Source organism: Spirochaetota bacterium (assembly GCA_040756435.1).
In the GTDB taxonomy this organism is placed as follows: domain Bacteria; phylum Spirochaetota; class UBA4802; order UBA4802; family UB4802; genus UBA4802.
The window spans coordinates 60,294-80,145 of sequence record JBFLZD010000008.1; the positions used below are offsets into that span (position 1 = coordinate 60,294).

Genomic DNA, 19,852 nt, shown 5'->3' on the forward strand with positions numbered 1-19,852 from the left:
CTTTTTTCCACTCTAAAAATTATTAAAAACCATCATCTACTCTATTATCGTTATAACTGGAACTATCGTTTAAACCTGATTTCTGAAGGCCAGCCATTGATACACCATGATTTTTCTGTTTCATATTTAATAATGAAGTCATCAGCTTTCTTTATTTTTGCTTTAAATGGAAGATTTATTAAAATATCATGAGGGATAAAACGGGGAACATCAGTAAACTGTATAACAAACTCATTGGAAGTAGAAGTTGATACAAAACTTATATTGCCAAACCGTGAAGGTGCATTTGTAATTACAATTTGAGAATCTAAAAACCATTCCTCAACAGGAACGGGGAATAATTCCAATCGTTCCGGATGATCAATAAAGCATAGATTGCGTATAGCCTGAAACAATAATGATACTGCAACGGTTGATATGGGTTCTTTTATAATTGCATGTCCAGATACAGGATCAAGAAAATCAGGCATAAATTTTCGTTTTTTGCATAGTGTGATAATAGCATGGATTATATCAACAGCTCGTTTATCATGAGCATATAGCATGCTATTTGCAAGATTCAAAGAACTAATAACATCAATACCACTAATAATTGTATTATATAGTGGCAAACCTTTTCCTGCATTAATAATATGATCTATAATCCTTTGTGTTGTATATTTCCGTAAAATATGGACTATATGTGGGTATAAAAATGATGTATACAGTAGAATCCTGTTATTGGATGTATTAATACTATTTGCAAATTCCAGGCTTTCTTTAACTGATATTTTTTGCTTTCGCAATGGTTTGCCATGTTTCGGCAGCCATTCAATAAGCTTTTCTTCTTCTTTGCTCGTTTCCTGTGATACATGAAATAAAACATTTATCACAGACACCTCAAGTTTATTAGCTTCGGCTAAAAATTTTGTTTCATCCCCAAAAAGCCCTAATGATCTAGACATAAATGCTAAATTTTCCAGAGCTGAAATAATTATTGGAATATTCCAAACTTGGTGGATAGCATTTTTATCAGAATCATCAAGAAGAATATATTTTTTTACGTTTTTCAATTCTTTACAAAATTGTAAAATATTTTGTGCGTACTGCTTGCAAACTGGATAATTGTTCTGCAAAAAAGAGGTATCCTTAACAATCCTGTAATAATCCCCCAGCATATTACATATATATGCAGCAGACAGTATGCTTTCTAAATCATCTTTAATTTTTATATTTTTTACAATATAATTAATGATCGATAGTGACTGTTGAAAATGGCCCATTCTATTCAATGCCATTATTGTAAAATAATAACGAGCAATATCCTCTTTTTGATTTTTATTATTTATATCAATATTTGCAGCTTCTACCAGCGCAGAAAATTTGCAAAAATTTACCCATTCATTTATACTATTCTTCCCAACTGTTATTCCAACCCCTTCCTTCATCCTGAGGTCAATATATTTGGCATATTCATTTTGTGTTGATTTTATAATTACTTTAGGAACTGAAATTTTAGATTCTTTATTTACCGCAACCCGCACAGCTATTTCATATTCTTTATTACTTATATCATAAACAAAAGCCATTGTAGCCATGTGAGCATTACTGGTAACCTTATGTTTATTTTCTTTTCTTTTAATATCAATATCACCAGTAATTTCATTGCCCGTAAGTATATAATCAGGCTTCATCAGTAAAGCACAATGGTGTTCATTATTTATTCGTACAAAATTATTTTTCACAAGTTCAATTGATTCCAGGCCCGATAATCTTTCAGTTGTATATGGCCGTACAGCTATAATAAAATACGCCTTATTTTTCTTTTTATAATGTACATTATTAACAACAACCGCTTCATCAATATTTGTATGAGTAATATAAACTAATTGTTTATAAGTAAAATCTGGGTGGATATAAGAAGTCTTTACCACACCATTTTCGATTTCCTGCTTAATATAGTTATCATTATGAAATTGTATTAAAGAATTATCGACATACATCCAGCACTCTATAGACCATGATGACCATACAGGATGGACCATGCCCGAAGGGTCAATTCTTATAGATCCACTGCTTAAAAAGCTATTAATGGTATACCATGTCCGGCAATGATTATTGTAAAGAAAAAAGGGGAGAGATTGTATTCGCTCATTAACCGTATTAACGTATCGAGATATCCAGTAAGGCCATACAAAATAATTATATTTTTGATAAATTGTAAAATTCTTCATACCTTCGGATATCTCCGAAGGTATGGATAGAGGATTATTTTCTGTATTTCCAGATAATAAGTCTATAAGAGAATTTTTTTCAGGATCCTCAGTCTTAATCAAAGGAAACAACATAACCATTATTTAAAAGAAGCTATGGCTTCTTCTTCAGTATCATATATTTCAAACATATCCATAAGCTCAACAACTTCAAATATCTTCTTAACAGCACTATTCATATTACAAAGCTTTAATTTTCGATTTGATTCTTTCAATATCCGCATAGTGGAAACAAATATTCTCAATCCACTGCTGCTCATATATTCTACACCTGAAAGATTTAATAATAGATGAGTATTTGGCTCATCCTTAATTAATTTATTTATTTCTTTCTCAATATCAGCGGAAAGATGCACATCTAAACGCCCCTGCAAATATACTACAACAACATTGCCAACTTTCTTCGTTTGAAGATTCATCATACCCTCCTGATTATAAAATTAAGTACTGGTTTAATTCTATTGTAAAATAAAAACGATTGTAATTTAAAAAACTACTCATTACCCTTAAAGCAAATTGTATAAAAATAGAATAAATTTCCTGCACCCCACCTGAAAGCTACAGTGATACATGCTCTTAGTAACAAAAATTTTTTAACGAACAATTACTGATAATAATATAATTTTAACATATACAACTGCAATCAGACTCCAATACAATAAGTTCTTATCATATAAAAGGTATTAATAAATTTATACAATATTATGTATTATAAATTGGAAAAAAGCAAGCAATTTATAATAAAATACTATTCCTGCCCCATCTTAGCCTGTCTTCGTGTTATCATTAAACCAAAACCAACAAAGATCAGTAATACAAGCAATAATACTCCACATATTGTCAATATGAGATGCTCATAGACAAGACCATTGACAAGAAGAACTGGTGCTGATACTAAAGGAAAAAGAATACTATTATAGTATATCATCCCACGATATTTTAAGGGGTCAAACAAAGGAAGAATCATACTTAATCCAGCAACTGCCATCATTAATGCAAATACTCGTGAAAAATGATATAATGGCGAAGTAAAAGTATCATATTTAATTAAATTATACCAATCAGGGTTAACTTCAATTCCAAAAATATTTGCAAACAAAATTGGACTGAATCCATACATTAGTCCAATAGCAATATATATAATTCCCGTTAATAAAACCCCAAACTGTAATATGTTTGTTGCTTTTGATCTCATTTATCCCCCTACTATTTTTATCATGATATCATCAAATTTTTCTTTATTAGCAAATGTTTTTTCAATAAGATCATTAATTGATGTCACCTCCGGTATCTGTAAAGAAAACTCTTTATTACAAACCGCACCAGTATCGCAAGCATATAAATAGTAATAAGGAAGAAAATCAACAAATTTTCTAAAAATCCCTAAAACTTTACTTTTTAAGGAAAGTGGATTGAACATTGAATTGTTACCTATAAACGATATTTGCTGTATATGTGTACGCAATAACGTTTCAGGTATAGTGGGATATAATGGAAATGATGAATAATATTCTTTCTTGTTTATACTCACTGCTTCAAACATCGGCAGGAAAGCAATTGAAGCTGCAACAATATCACCTACAACCCCAGTAGTAAACATTCTTGGTGAATTATGCGAATAAAGTATTGTATAAGGAACAATACTGTAATATTCAAGCCTATGAGAATTACATACTGAGGATGAAAAAGATTTTAAAGGATCATTCTTAAATAGATATTTATCAGGAAATGAAACATCAAGCATTGAATGCAATTTATCATCAGAAAAATAACTCAATAGTAACTTTTTATATTCTTTTAATGAACTTGAATGAAAAAATGCAATCAATAATACATAGGGAATTCCAGCTGTATAAATTATATCAGGAATATTGTCAGAATCCCTCAGTGTTTCAAATATACCTGCATAATACAGTGTTTCATACATCCCGGATGCAAGAACCAGAGCTTTTTTATCAGACAAAATTTCCCGTAAAATGACATCATGTTGTAATTTAGTTCTCAGGATTGCCTGAAAAACCGTTTCATCAGACTCAATGGAAATGGTGTTAAAATCTTTGTGAGGATCATCAATTTTGAATGTCTTTTCAAAATGTTTGTTAACAATATATATGACCTGCTGCCCCTGCGTTAACAATGAATCATTTATTGTCTGAAGCTTTGATATGGATTTATTATTAATAATTTCAATCACGATATCAGTATTATGCAATATTGTATCACGGAGAGCAACATCATTGTTTGAGCAATCAATAACAATATACGAATATTCAAAAGAAAGATAGAATAACAGTGGGTTGATAATTTCGGGATTTAATCTTACCTTTGAACCAAAAGCAACGTTGAGAATATCCAATGTTTCGGATACTTTTTCAATTCTTTGCTCAATAAATTTTTGGCCAGTTACTTCATCAGGGCTTTTTTGGGATAGAGGCGGCAATAATTGTTTGCCACACATATCAAAAACAGAAATGCCGTCATAGGATGCATCTAACAAAATGGTTTTTTTATTAAACGACGATAAAGTGGCTGCTGTTACTGCTAAAGTGGTTTTACCACAATGTTTTTCAGTACTGAAAACAGTAATAATTTGAGTTTTATTTCTATTTAGTTTTTTGCCTGCATCAGTTAAATAAAATCGATAAAAATCGGCTATCCTGAGATATCCCCGTAAAGCCTTGAAGTTACTTCCCATAAACTGATACAGGTCGGTATCTTGTAGTTCATAGACAATTGAATCACTTACTGCCCTTACAATCCCTGAACCCTTTTCACAAAAAGGTAATTCACCAAAAAAGGATGGAGGTGTTATATAAATAGATTCAGCATGTTTTTGAATTTCTAAAACCCCTTTTTTGACAATATATAAAGAATGGGAATCACAGTTTATCATGCCTCCTTGAGGGATAGCTAAGGGTTTTACTATTTTTAGCAATGCAGACAACTCCTCATCCATCAAATGTTTGAAAAATGGAGTTTGTCTAAGTATAAGAATATCTTTATTTATCATATAATTATGTTTTTTTTAATAAACGTAAAAGATCACTTTTCCCGTATAATTCAATAGGACGTGCATTTGAAAAATCAATTGCACTCTGTGTAAACTCGCCTGCAGTTATAATAATAACACGTGTTGCATTTTTTTCTTTTAGTTTTTCATGGAGCTTTCGTAATAATTTATCATTTACCACATCAGTTGTTCTAAGAATCCGTACAATTTTATTAGTTCTGCGTGTATTTCGCCATTTCCCTTCAGTATCGGTTGCAATTATTTCTATTTCAGTATCACTGATTATATCAACATCCATAACTGTTAAACCCATTGCTTCCACCATTTTACGGCACGTGTGCTCAAATTGTGCAAGGCCAGCAATCATAAAATCCTTAATGCGATCATCCTGCCTGAACTCAGCATACGCTTTAAGTTTTTCCTGAACATCACGGAAGGTTGGATTAATAGCCACAATTTTTTCCCAATTTGATATAGCCGAATGAAGGTCACGCATTTTTTCCTGAGCGTCAGCTAAAAAATACCGCAAATTTAATTCTGTATCACTGCCCCTTTTGGCAAATTTTAGCCCCCGTTCAAACTCCACTACAGCTTTAGGAAGTTGTTCACGCTCTAAAAAGCAAGTCCCTTTTGCAAGAAAACATTTAACTTTAATCTCATCACTTTTTTGAGCTGTCTCAAATTCCTTAATAGCCCATTCATAATCACCCAGCTGTCGCAACACCAGGCCCAAAAAATAATGTGATTTATAATCATTGGGGTCAATTTTAATAGCTTCTATGAAAGCCTGTTTTGCATCTGCATAATTCTGCATCCGGTAATACACCTGACCCAGATAATAATACGCTGGAGAATGTTTACTATTATTAGCTATACTCTTTTTAAAATAGGGTGCTGCTTTCTCAAGCTGGCCTGCATTGAAAAATATAACGCCTAACTCATAAAAAGGCTCATAGTTTGCAGGGTCTAATTTAGTTAAAAGCAGGTATTCTTTTTTTGCTTCTTCAATGGCATTACGCGCTTTGTATATACTTGCCAGACGTTTCCGAATATCTATCTCATTAACCTTATCATCAAATTTTGATATTTTCAATACCTGTCTGTACTCAAGAATAGCATACTGAATATTATTTTCCTTTTCATACGCCAATGCTAAAAGATAATGCGCATAGTGGTTTCGGTCATCTTTTTCTATTATATCATTAAGCTTGCGTATTGCTATTTTAGTTTGACCTGATTCAATGAGTTGTTGAATTTCTTCTAACTTACGGGGGAAAATATAAATATTTGCAAAATACAGAATGAAAATAACAAGAATAATTATAAATAAAAATATTATTGCATATGTTACCAGCATACTCTGCAACCTGTTGCCTTTTTGGGATTATACATTTACCTTATGCATTTCCTTTTTGAGCTCTAAGCCTTTTGTTTTCTTCTTCAAGCTGTTTAATCTTTTCAAACGCCTGCATCAATTCAAGTCTACTAAGCTGAGACGCATTTTCCCGTGCCTGTGCTGTTTCAGTGGCAAGCTTTAACTCAGAGCGTGAATATTCAACAATATTCTCATACATTGCAATAATTTGATATGCGTTCGATAGTTCCTGCTCATTAAGTTTCAAGACATTTTCATATGTCTGAATGATTTTCCGTAATTCGGCTATCTCTTCAGTTAAGCTCAGATTTTCCTTCTTCAATTTTTCAATTTCAGATCCCATACTGTAACCTCAGAATAGTATATCCTCAAAGTAACATATAAGGGAACTTCAAGAAACAGTTTTTTCTGATGCTCCCTTGTTGGCACAAAATAATAAGATAAAACCGCTTTCTATAATATAAATAATTTCGGAAGAAAGCAGTTTTTATAGGTGCCCATAATATTATACTATTATAATGATTATCATTTTTGCAAGAATAAATCCTTAATAAATACCATTTATTCCTTAAAAATTTAAATTAATTTAATCTTTACGCATACCTCATATCATTGTGATATTGATATACATTATTAAAATATTTGTCTAAAAATTGTTATGTAATGAGTTATGCGATAATAACCAGGTATATCAAAAATTATTATATATCATACCAAAAACTATTGACAAAATTTTGTGCTTGATTATTACGAACACACTTATATTTTGTGTACATGCCTATTTTTTATAATAGAGAGGGGGCGTAGCTCAGTTGGGAGAGCGCTTGAATGGCATTCAAGAGGTCAGGGGTTCGACTCCCCTCGTCTCCAAAACATTTAACCAATAACATGCACAAGCAGACCATCTCTCAACTTAGGCTCAAACCATGTTGATTTTGGAGGCATAATCCCTCCTTTATCCGAAATAGCCATAAGCTCATCAATAGAAGTTTGATACAAAGAAAACCCTACTTTAAATTTGCCACTGTCAACCAGGGCAATAAGTTCATTAACAGCATTAATACCACCAATAAAATCTATTCTGGAATCTCTTCGTGGATCCAGAATACCCAGAATAGGGGCCAATATAACATTTTGCAAAATTGCAACATCAAGCCTATCTACCTCATTCTGAGGCAATTCTTTTTTATAGTGCAGTACAAACCATTGCCCATCGCAATACATTCTTATTTCATGAGGTTTGGTCACAATACCACTATCACTTTTTTCAACTGAAAAAATTTGGGAAAGTTCATTCATAAATGACCTGAAGTCGTGATTGTTGAAATCTCTAACGACACGATTATAAGGTAATATTTGTAACTCTGAATGTGGGAAAATCGTAGCCACAAAATAATTAAATGCCTCATTTCCTGAATATCCACTTTTTCTGCGCTCCAATCCCACTCTGACAGCTGATGCAGCACGATGATGTCCATCTGCAATATACAGGACTAGAGGCTGTAATGCTTCTTTTATCTTTGCAGCCAATAGGTTATCTTCAATTCTTCTGACAGTATGTTGCACACCATCCGTAGCAACAAAGTCATACAGAACAGGTGATTGGATGGATTCATTCATTAGCTTTTGCAGAGCATCATTATTTTTATAAAAAAGATATACAAGCCCGGTCTGTGCCCCTATAATATTTATATGGTTCATCCGATCAATTTCTTTATCTTCACGGGTTAACTCATGCTTTTTTACCACACCGTTACTATAATCATCAATAGAAACTCCAGCCACAACGCCAGTCTGTATGTGGTTACCCATTGTTAATGTATAAAGATACAGGTATGCTGCATCATCTAAGGTAAGCACACCATCACTGATAAACTTTTGTAAATTTTCCTTACCCTTTCTATAAACATCCTCCGCATACGGATTGTGTTCTACAGGCAAATCTATCTCGGGCCTGGTAACACGAAAAAAGCTTAACGGATTTCCCTGTGCCAGCGACCTTGCCTCTTCAGTATTTACGACATCATAAGGTAACTCAGCCACCTTTGATACAAATTCTTTATTGGGTCGTAATGCAATAAACTCGGTTATAATAGCCATGCATATTTCCTTTTTGATATTTAAAGCGTTAGTTCTTCACCATGAATGGTTACAAGTTTTTCTATTCTGAAACGCTTGGTGCCCGCAGGTATCTGTACTATTACCTCATCACCTACCGTCTTTTTGTGCAATGCTCTTCCAATAGGGGATGACAGAGAAATCTTTCCTGCCGAAGCATCAACCTCATTTGGCGTGACGATAGTAAACTCAACAATCTCATTAGTATCTAAATTACGTACCGTAACCACTGAACCAAATTCTACCTTACCCTGCTCTAGTGATGAGATGTCTATACTATCCATCAAGCTCAGTTGCTTGCTTAAATATGCAATACGCGCCTGGACAAAGGACTGTCTTTCACGTGCAGCATGATATTCAGCATTTTCTTTCAGGTCGCCTTTTGCACGCGCTTCGGCTATCCTCTGCGGCAATTCAATTTTCATTTCATACTGCAGTTTTTCTATTTCCTCTTTTATCTGCTTTTTCTTGTCTTCAATATTTACCGGCATAGTGCTAACTCCTTAAAAATAGAATTTTTAGCCATGAACATACAAATTTTCATTTTTATAAATAACCGTATCACAATCATATCTATAGTATCACAGGTTGTGCTCCAATCAAGCACACGCATATGTACATATTCTTATAATGATAAATTTATATACTGTTGCTTCACGGTATTGATCAATCTTCAGTAACTATCGCCAAAATTTTAAAAGTACATTGCATGTGTTGCAATGCTATATAGTGTATGTCTACAACTTTTTACAACAATTTTTCTACTTTAACCATTACTGGTGTTATTTGATTATGCTTTACAATTTGTTTTGACGCAAATCGCATTACCATAAAAGAAATAGATAAAAAAATAATTCCAGTAACCATACCTGAAATTTCTTTATCATGGAAAACAGGTAATGGTATAAGTGACCCCAGTAGTATCCCAGCAATGAGAAAAACAATAGGTATCCCATAAAGCACAACCGATGAAAGTACAAGCCCTTTTGATGGAATGACAAAGAACACCCTGTCACCTGCTTTAGCGCCCATGGTATTTTCTATCATAAGCTGTCGCCCTTTTGATTGCCGCATGGTACACTCGTGGTTGCTGCATGAAGAGCAAAAAGAAACTGCATCAGCTTCAACTATCACATAGTTACCCTTAACTTTTATGACTATACCACATTCTGCTGACATAATACCTTCCTATACTATATTTAAAATATACCACAAACTTCAGAAAAGTTTTAAAATCAATGCCAATTTATCATTTACAATAATTACATATAACTACTAATATTTACATTATATTACTTATTATTACAATTAATTATTGACAATTATTATAGAGTATTTTCAATGTCAATTCACACGGCGTAAATAGAATATCAGCGTGGAATGAGGTAATTTATGAAGAATATGTATAGAAATCTCTTGAAATTATTTATTATTTGTTCATTAGTCAGTACCGGTTTAGCCCAGGAGAAAACTCCAGATACTCCCTCCACAATGCAAAATAAAGAAATAGATAATAATCAACTCGGTACACAGCAAAAATATGAAGCATTTCACCTTGGGGAGATAGTTATCACCGAAACAAGGATTCCTAATATTGAGAAAGCCACAACCAATACTGAAATAAGCAGTAAGGACATTGACATACGTAATGATAAAGCCCTTGCCGATTCTTTGCAGATGGTACCTGGTGTAAAGATTGAACAAACAGCAAAAGGATTTTCCGGTCTTTCTATGAGAGGCCTTGATCATCAATATGTAGCAATTCTTATAGATGGTGTTCCAGTTATTGATCCATATTACGGAGGCAATAATATTGATATATCAATGATCCCGGTTTCAAATGTTGAACGCATCATAATCAACCGAGGTGTATCCTCTGCCCTGTATGGTTCTTTGGGCAGTGCAGGCTCAATCAATATAATAACCAAAAAGCCCCAGGAACTGTACGCAAAGGCAAAGGTTGAATATGGAGAATATACTAACTATTTTATTGGGGGTGAAACTGGTATACCAATAGGGAATTTCTACACATGGATTGCCGCTTCACGACAATATTCCGACGGTTATGAAATATCAAAGAAATTAACCACAACTAAAAGGCGGGAGTGGTTTGATAAACTCGTTACATATGACCTTGCTGATCAATCTGGTTCTATAGTACATCCATTATTTAGTGATATTGATTTAGAGGCAGTAGACAATTACTTAAACGATACCGGGAAGTGGAACAACACTGAATATACCAAGCATACTATTGCAGGTAAAATTGGGTATTCCATAAATGATAAAACAGAATTAGGAATTTCCGCACACTATTATTATAATGAAATGTATTCCAATACATTTCAGAACAATTCTCTCCCCTATTTTGATGAGGAAAATAATGAGTGGTCACTACCTGCTTATACACGCGATTATATAGATTCCAGCGGCAAATCATGGAGGGACATTTTCAGTAACAGAGCCTTCTATTGGCCGGAAGACTGGCGACTCAATGTATCGCCATACTTCGCTACTTCATATAAAGATTTTAAAATCAGGATAAATACATTTTATATCAAGCAAAGAAATAATCTGGAAGGATATTTTAATCAAAATTATGATATTGCACAGATGTTTCCTAATTCAACTAATTATACCGGTAACGCCCAATCTATATTTGAAGAAACAGCATATGGCATATATATCATGCCTCAGTACACACTATTCAAAAACAATACTATTTATGGTTCCATCCACTATCGTAAAGAACAACATGACAAATATGAAAAAGCCCTTGATGCTACATCAGCTCTTGCACTTACGCTTGGAACCAATGAATACAAAGTGCAGGATATGAATGCTGAATATGTAACAGTAGCTATTGAAGATCAATGGGATATCAATACTGGTGCCGGAATGCTCTTTTTATCTGTTGGTGCTTCATATGATGCACAAAATCTATCTACAGTACGTGCTTATGATAAAAATACCGATTCATTAACTTCATACCCCAAAATGGAAAATACAGCATATATCTGGGGAACATATGACTCATTTAATCCTGTTATGGCAGCCATGTATGAAGCAATCCCTGACTTACTTAAAATCAGGCTTGCATGTGGTATAAAAACCATGTTTCCTAACTTATCACAGTATAAAGATATCGGTCAGGATATACTTGATAACAATGAAGAATACCAGATTAAACCCGAAACCATATACAATAGCAACACTGGTTTTGAAATTATACTGTGGGACAATGCATTATCATTTAGAAATGATTATTTTATTACAAAGGTGAAAAACAAAATAGCACGGGTATATGATCCTGATAGTGCATATGAAAAATATGACAACATTGAGGGTATAACTGCACAGGGTATTGAAAGCACACTTACCTATGAAACATCATTAAAAAGTATTTCAATACAATGTACTTTAAATTATGTGTTTACCCATGCCCAAAATGATGAAGTATCAAGTCTTACTTATGGTAAAAGAGTTGAAGGTATACCCACACATCAGTTCCTTATTCAACTAATGATAGGTTTGCCAACTAAAACTGACTTCGTTTTCTGGGGAACCTATACTGCCGACCAGATTGTGTATGTTGCAAATACCTCGTATGATTTTACCACAACATCATTCAGTGCTGATGCATATAATACAGTGCATTTACATAATCCGATAATGCTTAATATTAAACTCCAGCAAAAATTTTTAACACATTATTCCCTGTATGTAACATGTAAAAATATTTTAGACGATTATGCGGCTGATCCATTTAATCCTGGCCCAGGACGAATGTTCTATGCTGGACTCAATGCTGAGTTATAATACGGATAGTAGCTGTATATAAGTATCTCACTATAATACGTACAGGGAGGAGCGCTGGCACTGTTCCTGTACGTACTTTGTAAAAAACATGTATAGAAGGATTGATAACATGAAAAAATATAAAACGTTTATACCATATATTCTTATACTAGCATTAGTTGTATATATTACTTTTACTCATCTCGGTAATAATCCCCAGAATATCATAGCTGTAACTGGAGCAACACCAAAAGCTATTGTAGCACCAATACCTGATAATATAACTCTAACCGTTAAAGGATGTACTACAAAAGTTTATACCTTTAATAACAGGGAACTGGAGGCATTGGCTTCTTCTTATCTTTTTACCAGAGAAATTTCAGACGAAGGAACATATCTGGGTGCATATAGGTATCATGGGATCCCAATTATAAATATACTTGATGGGATAAAAATAAAAAAGCCTGCTGATGCTGCATTTGATGGCCCTCATGATATAATTGTTCAGTTTAAATCACGTAAAGGCAAAATATCAAAATGCAGCTATGGAGAGCTGGTTATGTCGAAAAATATGTTTAACTACATATTGGCATATAAGCGTGAACCAATACAACCAGCAAAGGAAGGTGACTCATATACAAAAAATCTATACAAAAAAGATATTAAAGGCCTAAAGTTAGTTATCGCGTGTGATATAGATACTACCCGCTACCTTGATGATGTTATTGAAATTAATCTTTTATTGCCAAACTATGATGATTCGTTATTACCAGAAACAAAAAAAGGGAAAAGTTGTTTGGCAACACGTGTTGTATGTATTTCACAGGGAAAACCGCATACTGCTGACTTTTTACATGTACAGCCACAGGCAGTATCCAACTGGATACAGGTTGGTCATGGCAGAGGATATAAAGGCATATCTAATGCAAAAGGATTTAATCTAAAATATTTTCTTGTTAAAAATTTTTCTCCTATTCCCCATGATGCATGGTTTTTATTTGTTGGGTGTGATGGATATCGTTGTGTATTTTCATATCAAGAAATATTTGAGCATGATAGTGGGAATAAACTTCTAATTGCAACACACATAAATGGGAAACCAGCACAAGGGAATTATATGCTGGCTAGCACTGATGATTTCTTTGTTGATAGATGTGTGTGGGGACTATCGCATATTTTACTTTTTAAATAATATATGAACGTTTCTATACACATTTTGATTTACATAACCGTTTTAATATATACTGCTTCTTTTATAGCAATAGTTATTACCAAGACATATTTATCATTTGTATTACTTATTACTGGATGTGTTTGTAATACCGTATACCTTTTTCACAGGATGAGTATCAGCGGCTACCCTGTTTTACAGGGAGTCTTTGATAGTGTATTTTTTACTCCATGGGCAATAGGATTTACTCTAATTATATTTTTTTATTTATATAAAAATCACATGATTTTATATGCAACAGCTGTACTCGTCCTTACAGGTCTGATAGCCTTATGGTATCCCAAAGGCATTATATTGCCTGAACCTCATAAATCACACGTTTTAGCATATATCTTCTTCGCTACAGAATCATTTGGCATAGGCCTTTTTTATATAAGTGGGTGTTATTCCCTACTCTATCTTTTAAACAATAACAATGAAAATAATTATTTTTATTTTGCCAAACTTTGCATTATTTATGGATTTATTATGTATAGTATCGCACAATTTGCTGGTGCAACATGGTGTTATTATGGATGGGGAACTCTTTTTAAATGGAGTCCACGGCATTTGCAAAGTGCTTTTATTTGGACAATGTATATAAATTTCATTCACCTTAAATATATACCATATTTCAACAATAAGAGAAAATTACTATATGCATTACTATGTTCATTAATAACATTTATTTTTTATCTGTGCTCATATATGCATGAATACACAATACAACGAATAGGTGGCTAACACCATGAACAAAATGTGGAATATATTATGTAGTCTGCATACCACATTCTGGCTACTTGCAATGCTTTCATTTTTTTTATTGTGTGGTTTTATTTATGCAAACACATACTTTAAATTCTATGTCACGCTTGATAATAGTCCCATTCTGCAATGGTTACAAAATGCCATAATAGTTGATTTTTATAGAACATGGTGGATTTTAGGATTATGTATTATTATACCATGTATTATATGCAATATGTTTTTTTGTACCATTGAAAAATTAATATTAATTATAAAAAATAACAATACACTTTCAAACAAGCAATTAGTGGGAAAATATATCATAGCTATAGTCCATCTAATGAGTATTGTTATATTAATTTCACATTTTATCTCATTACAATTCAGTACTATATGTACATTTACTATAAACAAAGAAAAATGTATTCAGTTCTATTCCGAAAAAATGTGTTTAAAAACCATACAAATTCAATATTATCCCATAAATTCAACATGGAAAAATACTATTAAGGATATTTCCATAACACTGTTACCTAGTAGTGATAGTAAAAAAGAAATAGTATTTTCGGCCCTCAATCCTGCATTATATAAAGGTCATTTGTTTTTTTTAATTCCAAATAAAAAAAATAACCAACTTATTGTTGATACTTCTAATAGCGGAATGAATTCTGCAATAACATCCCGGTATAGTATTCTTATAAAAAAAGATTATGGCTATACACTATGGATATATTCATTCTTATTCATTATCGTCTTTATGCTCATTTTCTATTTTTTCAATTTCAACAAACACAATTATAAATAATTCATCACTTCTACTTAATTTTGCTTGATTTTCATTTAATATGCTCTACTATCATGTTTTTAGAACAATATATTATTTACACATTTAAATTGATAAAGCTTTTTCACAGATATAGACAGTATCTATCTGGTGGATTTATAGTATCTTTATTTGCTAATAATTTTTTTTTACATTTTATAGGAGCACATCTATGCCTAAAGAAATGATGAATACAAAGGAGGTAGCCGAGTATTTAGACATTCATGAAAAACAGGTATACCTTTTGATAAAGGAAAACAAAATTCCATGTACAAAAATTACTGGCAAATGGCTTTTTCCCAAGCAACTTATAGATGAATGGATTGTGCGCCATTCTACGGAACAAATAAAACTTATTGTAAATAAAGTCAAACAAACAGGTGAAAGCATACTAGCTGCAGGCAGCAATGATCCGGTATTAGATATTTTTCTTAATCAAATAAAGCAGAATCACCCAATGTCGTATATCTTTAGCACTTCTACAGGAAGTTACACTGGGTTAACTTTATTGAATAATGGCCTTGTAGATATTGCGTGGTCACATCTCTATGATGCTGAAACTGAAAGCTATAACATTCCATTTGTAAGAAAATTATGTACCAATAGAGAACTAGTGGTTATGCACATGTTTGATAGAGAAATAGGTCTTATCATTAATCATAGTTTAAAACATATCATTAAAGATTTTAGTTCAATTACTCAACCTGAAGTAGTGTTTATAAATCGTCAAGAAGGTTCAGGTATACGTCAATTGATTGATCTATATATGACTAGATATGCCATCAACCCGAAGCACATTAAAGGATATACAAATGTGAAATATTCTCATATTGAAATAGGGTTGGCAATACAATCAGGCGAAGCTAACTGTGGAGTAGCCTCTGTTGCTATTGCAAATTTCTTTAAATTACCTTTTATCCCTTTAACTGTTGAAAGCTTTGATATGATAATATCTAAAGATATTTTTTTCAATCAAACAATTCAGTCGCTTATAAAACTGCTACACAATCAGTCATTTATTAACAAAATAAAATCAATTGGTAATTACAATTTTTTTAATTCTGGCGAGATTATTTACGTAACAGCGTGAAAAGAATCATATCACCATTAATAATAACAATTTTATTGTTACTCTATAAAAAAACTATTCCATACTTTAGCATTACCAGCTAGCTTTTACGCCTGAATAGATATAATACTCACTAAATTTTTCATCAGTATTCCAGGCACATCCAATGGTAAATAGTATTGTATTATAATAAACATCTGCACCAGCGCCATAGCTTGATGCTGTATCCCATCTAAAATATTCTGATTTATAGATACCCGATGAACCAAAAATTTCAAAGTACACAAATTCATAGAACACTTCATACATTAATGCAAGTTTAGCTATATGCCGTGACTGCGTTGCAGTATATCGCTTAGAATACCCTAACAGGTAACTATCGAACACATATTCTGCATATATCCTGTTATGTGAATTTGTATAAAAGCTATAACCAGAAGGTATCACATACAGGCGGGATGTAACCTGTAATGGTATATATAGTGAAGCACGTGACATGAGCACATATTCATCCTGTGATAGACCTGCAAACAGTGTTGCATTCAAAGCTTTATTTTTTTTTGCAATGGAATGGCCATTTGCACGAACACTGAGTTGTAGACCTGCATCTTTGTACGTATCATGAAGTGGCATTGATTGTTGCTCTGACACCCCATAGTATGTTGCAACCCCATAAAGAAATGCTGAAATATCAAAAACACCAGTGTTTCGCAATATCCCTATACCAGCATACGGTTTGGCGATAGTTACTGTATAATCAGCACCATAGCGCTCCCATATTGCATATTCCTGCGATGCAAGCAAGCCCACATGCCATGCAATCGTTGCTGAATAGCTCATGTATTCAAGCACACCTTTTTTTAACGCAACTCTTTCTTCATTGACACCTACCTGCCCCTGACCAATTAAAACGGCTCTGTAAAGTGGCAGTGATAGCGTCATTGAAGGAGTTATTCCATAGATAGGAAGTGTGTTAACTTCAAATGCAAAGACCAGCCTCTTAGCTCTGACACCTACAATCAGACTAACATCATCTCCTCCCTTAAAATTAGTCACATTTACCTGTATTGAATCCAGTATATATTTTTCTTTTAGCTGCACTAACAATGCATGAACTGTTTTCCTGTTATATACTGCCCCCAGTAGTTTCTGTAAATCCTGCACGATAGCTTCTTTAACATCTGAATCGGCTGTAACCTGTATATCTGCAATGTGTGACTCAACCACATACAGATAGCAACTATCGCCCTCTAAGTGATAACGGTTTACATAGCTTGTGGTGTATCCTGCATCATGAAGTTTGTTGGTTAAAGCTATTGATAATGCTTTTGCCTGCTGTTCTGATATAACTATTTGATTTTCAATTTCAGAAATGTCCAAGGGGATAGTTAAGCCAGTAACAATAACCTTTGCCATACACATGGTGGAATAAAAAATAAACAAAAGCAGAAAAGAAAATTTTTTCACAGTATCCTCACATGTGTTTTACAGTAACACCTTTGGGTAATTGCAGGGTAAAAATATCAGGCGGCACTTTTACATTAAGGTGCACATTATAATAGCGGGTTACGTTGCGCGTGGTGCCGGTGTGAGTTCGTGCAATAACTTCCACTGTAGTGGGGAACCATATATTATGTATATAGTTATAATCTTCATACTGTTCACGCATAATCTCAACATTGTTTGCAGTACTGATAATTTTTTTTACAGGGTAGCCTTTTTGCGCATCAACTATCAACTCAATTATAGTTTTCGTTATACTATCCTCAAGAATATACCGATATGCCCTTTTAAAAAAACCGTAGTATGTCTTTTCTTTACTTTTAATAACGATTCTATCCTTGAAAGCAATAAATTGAGCAAAAGGATGAGTAACAGGAGCACTTACATTCTGCATTACCCATAACTCTTTTGATTGGGGATAGTACCACTCTAGATTTCCTTCTTTTACAATTACAATTTGGGGGAAAGGTTTGCTGTAATCTATACGCATATTCTGTTTATGTGCTCTGTATCTGCCTTCATAACGAATGGTTGGTTTTCCTGTTTCAGCTATGACCTGTACAATGGTGGCATCAATGCTTTCCACAGCAAAATTGTGTATTATGCAATCAATAGTATCTGCAGAGGATTGAATTGAAAATAACAGGCATATGATATAAATTGTGCGTTTCATAGGCTTAACTCTATTAATTTTATGGTTGCATAATTTGATTGCTCTGACACTGTAGAGTATACTATCACACTTGTCAAGGTAAACCTATGCGATTGATAATAAGTATTATAATGCTTGCAACGTGCTTTACATATTCTTATGCTCAGATTAATTCAATAGCCCAGCCATTGCAGTATCCAGCAGGTGTAGTGTCAAACACACAGCCTTACATTATATGGTGCGATATATATAATACCAGCAATAAGCCTTTTGTGGTTATGGTAACCATCACCAACTCACAGGGTCAGAGCAATGAATATACCCTGTATCCAGAAATAATTGACGGGATCTATTGCATTGTACAGCTTCCAATTGCTCTGACCCCTGATTCATACACTTATACAGTAAAACTTTTACATAACAACAAACCTGAATCTAAGCGCTATTATCATCATAAAACGTATCCAGTGAAAGGCACCTTTATTGTGGATACTACACTGCAGAATCCAGTAGATTCTTTAGATAAAACCAACATTATTTACTATTTAAGTCAGAGTCGGCAGAATAAACTGCACAATGGCTATAATGCCCTATTCTTTTCATCAAGCGGAACTATTTCTCTTGGTACAGGTGTAGCAGTGTATTATCTAACTAATTTTGGTATTGTTACCACTATTATTTCAGCAGTAGCCATAACTTCAGGTGTTATTGGCATTACAGCAGGCGTTTATTATTGCATAAAATATTATACTATAAAAAGTGAAATTAATTCTACAATACATAGAAATGACAAAATTACACCATAGCATATCACAGCCACAACTCACCGTTGTAGTATGCAAGGAAACAGGCAATACACTCTTCCAGTGTATCTCCCAACTCTAAAAAATACTGATGCAGGGTAATCTTTATACTGGGGCGATAGTTACTGTCAAAATAAGCCTTTGACCCACCAAAGTAGCTTTCAAAAGGGCTTTTCACCTTGCCTGCACGCACCGGATTGTTGGCAAAATACCATAGTAAGTTGAGTAAATATATTCGAGGATTGTCCGCAAATTCCACAATGCTATCCTTGAAACGCTCATTCCATACAGGGCCCGTGCGCTGCATCATCGTATTAAACCGTTGTGCAAACCTCGACTTAATATACTGCACTATACGGGATATCGTAGCACCACCTTCCACAGTTCTTATAAGCAAATGAATATGATTATCCATAATCTGATAATTGATAAGTTCAAAAGGATATTTTGCCTGTGCCAGCATGATGCAGTATTCAAATAGTGCTTTGATAG

17 protein-coding genes and 1 tRNA gene are annotated in these 19,852 nt (G+C 33.4%); 6 read left to right on the forward strand and 12 right to left on the reverse strand.

The features are described 5' to 3' along the window. Nucleotides 1-62: 62 nt before the first annotated feature. The 6 genes from AB1444_03980 to AB1444_04005 all read right to left on the reverse strand — a co-directional run bounded on the left by AB1444_03980 (nucleotide 63) and on the right by AB1444_04005 (nucleotide 6,980). The gene (locus tag AB1444_03980) at nucleotides 63-2,213 is read right to left on the reverse strand and encodes a hypothetical protein (protein ID MEW6525810.1); all 2,151 of its coding nucleotides are present in this window, start codon (nucleotides 2,211-2,213) and stop codon (nucleotides 63-65) included. A 119-nt stretch (nucleotides 2,214-2,332) separates the two neighbouring features. Next, the gene (locus AB1444_03985; GenBank protein ID MEW6525811.1) at nucleotides 2,333-2,671 is read right to left on the reverse strand and encodes an STAS domain-containing protein; all 339 of its coding nucleotides are present in this window, start codon (nucleotides 2,669-2,671) and stop codon (nucleotides 2,333-2,335) included. Between the two features lie 329 nt (nucleotides 2,672-3,000). After that, a complete protein-coding gene (locus AB1444_03990; GenBank protein ID MEW6525812.1) occupies nucleotides 3,001-3,447 on the reverse strand; it encodes a hypothetical protein in 447 nt (148 codons plus the stop codon). Continuing rightward, a complete protein-coding gene (locus tag AB1444_03995) occupies nucleotides 3,448-5,145 on the reverse strand; it encodes a hypothetical protein (protein MEW6525813.1) in 1,698 nt (565 codons plus the stop codon). A 121-nt stretch (nucleotides 5,146-5,266) separates the two neighbouring features. Beyond that, nucleotides 5,267-6,619, reverse strand: coding sequence for a tetratricopeptide repeat protein (locus AB1444_04000; protein ID MEW6525814.1), 1,353 nt, complete (start codon nucleotides 6,617-6,619; stop codon nucleotides 5,267-5,269). Between the two features lie 40 nt (nucleotides 6,620-6,659). Beyond that, nucleotides 6,660-6,980: a hypothetical protein gene (locus AB1444_04005; GenBank protein ID MEW6525815.1), complete on the reverse strand. Its 321-nt coding sequence runs from the start codon at nucleotides 6,978-6,980 to the stop codon at nucleotides 6,660-6,662. Between the two features lie 454 nt (nucleotides 6,981-7,434). Here AB1444_04005 and AB1444_04010 point away from each other — a divergent pair. Continuing rightward, nucleotides 7,435-7,507: transfer RNA gene (locus tag AB1444_04010), tRNA-Ala, on the forward strand. Nucleotides 7,508-7,513: 6 nt separating this feature from the next. Here AB1444_04010 and AB1444_04015 read toward each other — a convergent pair. From AB1444_04015 to AB1444_04025, 3 genes are all read right to left on the reverse strand, one after another. Further along, nucleotides 7,514-8,737, reverse strand: a complete 1,224-nt coding sequence (locus tag AB1444_04015) for a DUF1015 family protein (protein ID MEW6525816.1) — start codon at nucleotides 8,735-8,737, stop codon at nucleotides 7,514-7,516. 20 nt (nucleotides 8,738-8,757) lie between these two features. After that, nucleotides 8,758-9,246: a transcription elongation factor GreA gene (gene greA, locus AB1444_04020; protein ID MEW6525817.1), complete on the reverse strand. Its 489-nt coding sequence runs from the start codon at nucleotides 9,244-9,246 to the stop codon at nucleotides 8,758-8,760. 256 nt (nucleotides 9,247-9,502) lie between these two features. Continuing rightward, nucleotides 9,503-9,934, reverse strand: a complete 432-nt coding sequence (locus tag AB1444_04025) for a SoxR reducing system RseC family protein (protein ID MEW6525818.1) — start codon at nucleotides 9,932-9,934, stop codon at nucleotides 9,503-9,505. Between the two features lie 213 nt (nucleotides 9,935-10,147). On the opposite strand from AB1444_04025, the gene AB1444_04030 reads away from it, so the two are divergent. From AB1444_04030 to AB1444_04045, 4 genes are all read left to right on the forward strand, one after another. Further along, nucleotides 10,148-12,574 (forward strand): TonB-dependent receptor plug domain-containing protein, encoded by a 2,427-nt coding sequence (locus tag AB1444_04030; GenBank protein ID MEW6525819.1) that lies wholly within the window; start codon nucleotides 10,148-10,150, stop codon nucleotides 12,572-12,574. 109 nt (nucleotides 12,575-12,683) lie between these two features. Continuing rightward, a complete protein-coding gene (locus AB1444_04035) occupies nucleotides 12,684-13,745 on the forward strand; it encodes a hypothetical protein (GenBank protein ID MEW6525820.1) in 1,062 nt (353 codons plus the stop codon). Between the two features lie 150 nt (nucleotides 13,746-13,895). Beyond that, complete coding sequence (gene ccsA / locus AB1444_04040) at nucleotides 13,896-14,507, forward strand: cytochrome c biogenesis protein CcsA (GenBank protein ID MEW6525821.1); 612 nt, start codon at nucleotides 13,896-13,898, stop codon at nucleotides 14,505-14,507. Between the two features lie 998 nt (nucleotides 14,508-15,505). After that, on the forward strand, nucleotides 15,506-16,423 hold the full coding sequence (locus AB1444_04045) for a helix-turn-helix transcriptional regulator (GenBank protein MEW6525822.1): 918 nt from the start codon (nucleotides 15,506-15,508) through the stop codon (nucleotides 16,421-16,423). Nucleotides 16,424-16,495: 72 nt separating this feature from the next. Here the strand turns inward: AB1444_04045 and AB1444_04050 are convergent, their stop codons facing one another. Together AB1444_04050 and AB1444_04055 are read right to left on the reverse strand one after the other, a co-directional pair. Further along, a complete protein-coding gene (locus tag AB1444_04050; GenBank protein MEW6525823.1) occupies nucleotides 16,496-17,869 on the reverse strand; it encodes a hypothetical protein in 1,374 nt (457 codons plus the stop codon). Between the two features lie 7 nt (nucleotides 17,870-17,876). After that, nucleotides 17,877-18,578: a hypothetical protein gene (locus tag AB1444_04055; GenBank protein MEW6525824.1), complete on the reverse strand. Its 702-nt coding sequence runs from the start codon at nucleotides 18,576-18,578 to the stop codon at nucleotides 17,877-17,879. Nucleotides 18,579-18,664: 86 nt separating this feature from the next. Between AB1444_04055 and AB1444_04060 the strand changes: the two genes are divergently transcribed. After that, entirely contained in the window at nucleotides 18,665-19,363 is a 699-nt protein-coding gene (locus tag AB1444_04060) for a hypothetical protein (protein MEW6525825.1), read from the forward strand. Between the two features lie 4 nt (nucleotides 19,364-19,367). Here AB1444_04060 and AB1444_04065 read toward each other — a convergent pair. Continuing rightward, nucleotides 19,368-19,852, reverse strand: a 485-nt coding sequence (locus AB1444_04065) for a transposase (protein MEW6525826.1), incomplete at its 5' end; no start/stop codon positions are given.

Coding starts and splice junctions, on each gene's coding strand:
- AB1444_03980 (MEW6525810.1), bottom strand. CDS start 2,213: ATGAAGAATTTTACAATTTATCAAAAATATAATTATTTTGTATGGCCT.
- AB1444_03985 (MEW6525811.1), bottom strand. CDS start 2,671: ATGAATCTTCAAACGAAGAAAGTTGGCAATGTTGTTGTAGTATATTTG.
- AB1444_03990 (MEW6525812.1), bottom strand. CDS start 3,447: ATGAGATCAAAAGCAACAAACATATTACAGTTTGGGGTTTTATTAACG.
- AB1444_03995 (MEW6525813.1), bottom strand. CDS start 5,145: ATGATAAACTGTGATTCCCATTCTTTATATATTGTCAAAAAAGGGGTT.
- AB1444_04000 (MEW6525814.1), bottom strand. CDS start 6,619: ATGCTGGTAACATATGCAATAATATTTTTATTTATAATTATTCTTGTT.
- AB1444_04005 (MEW6525815.1), bottom strand. CDS start 6,980: ATGGGATCTGAAATTGAAAAATTGAAGAAGGAAAATCTGAGCTTAACT.
- AB1444_04015 (MEW6525816.1), bottom strand. CDS start 8,737: ATGGCTATTATAACCGAGTTTATTGCATTACGACCCAATAAAGAATTT.
- greA (MEW6525817.1), bottom strand. CDS start 9,246: ATGCCGGTAAATATTGAAGACAAGAAAAAGCAGATAAAAGAGGAAATA.
- AB1444_04025 (MEW6525818.1), bottom strand. CDS start 9,934: ATGTCAGCAGAATGTGGTATAGTCATAAAAGTTAAGGGTAACTATGTG.
- AB1444_04030 (MEW6525819.1), top strand. CDS start 10,148: ATGAAGAATATGTATAGAAATCTCTTGAAATTATTTATTATTTGTTCA.
- AB1444_04035 (MEW6525820.1), top strand. CDS start 12,684: ATGAAAAAATATAAAACGTTTATACCATATATTCTTATACTAGCATTA.
- ccsA (MEW6525821.1), top strand. CDS start 13,896: ATGAGTATCAGCGGCTACCCTGTTTTACAGGGAGTCTTTGATAGTGTA.
- AB1444_04045 (MEW6525822.1), top strand. CDS start 15,506: ATGCCTAAAGAAATGATGAATACAAAGGAGGTAGCCGAGTATTTAGAC.
- AB1444_04055 (MEW6525824.1), bottom strand. CDS start 18,578: ATGAAACGCACAATTTATATCATATGCCTGTTATTTTCAATTCAATCC.
- AB1444_04060 (MEW6525825.1), top strand. CDS start 18,665: ATGCGATTGATAATAAGTATTATAATGCTTGCAACGTGCTTTACATAT.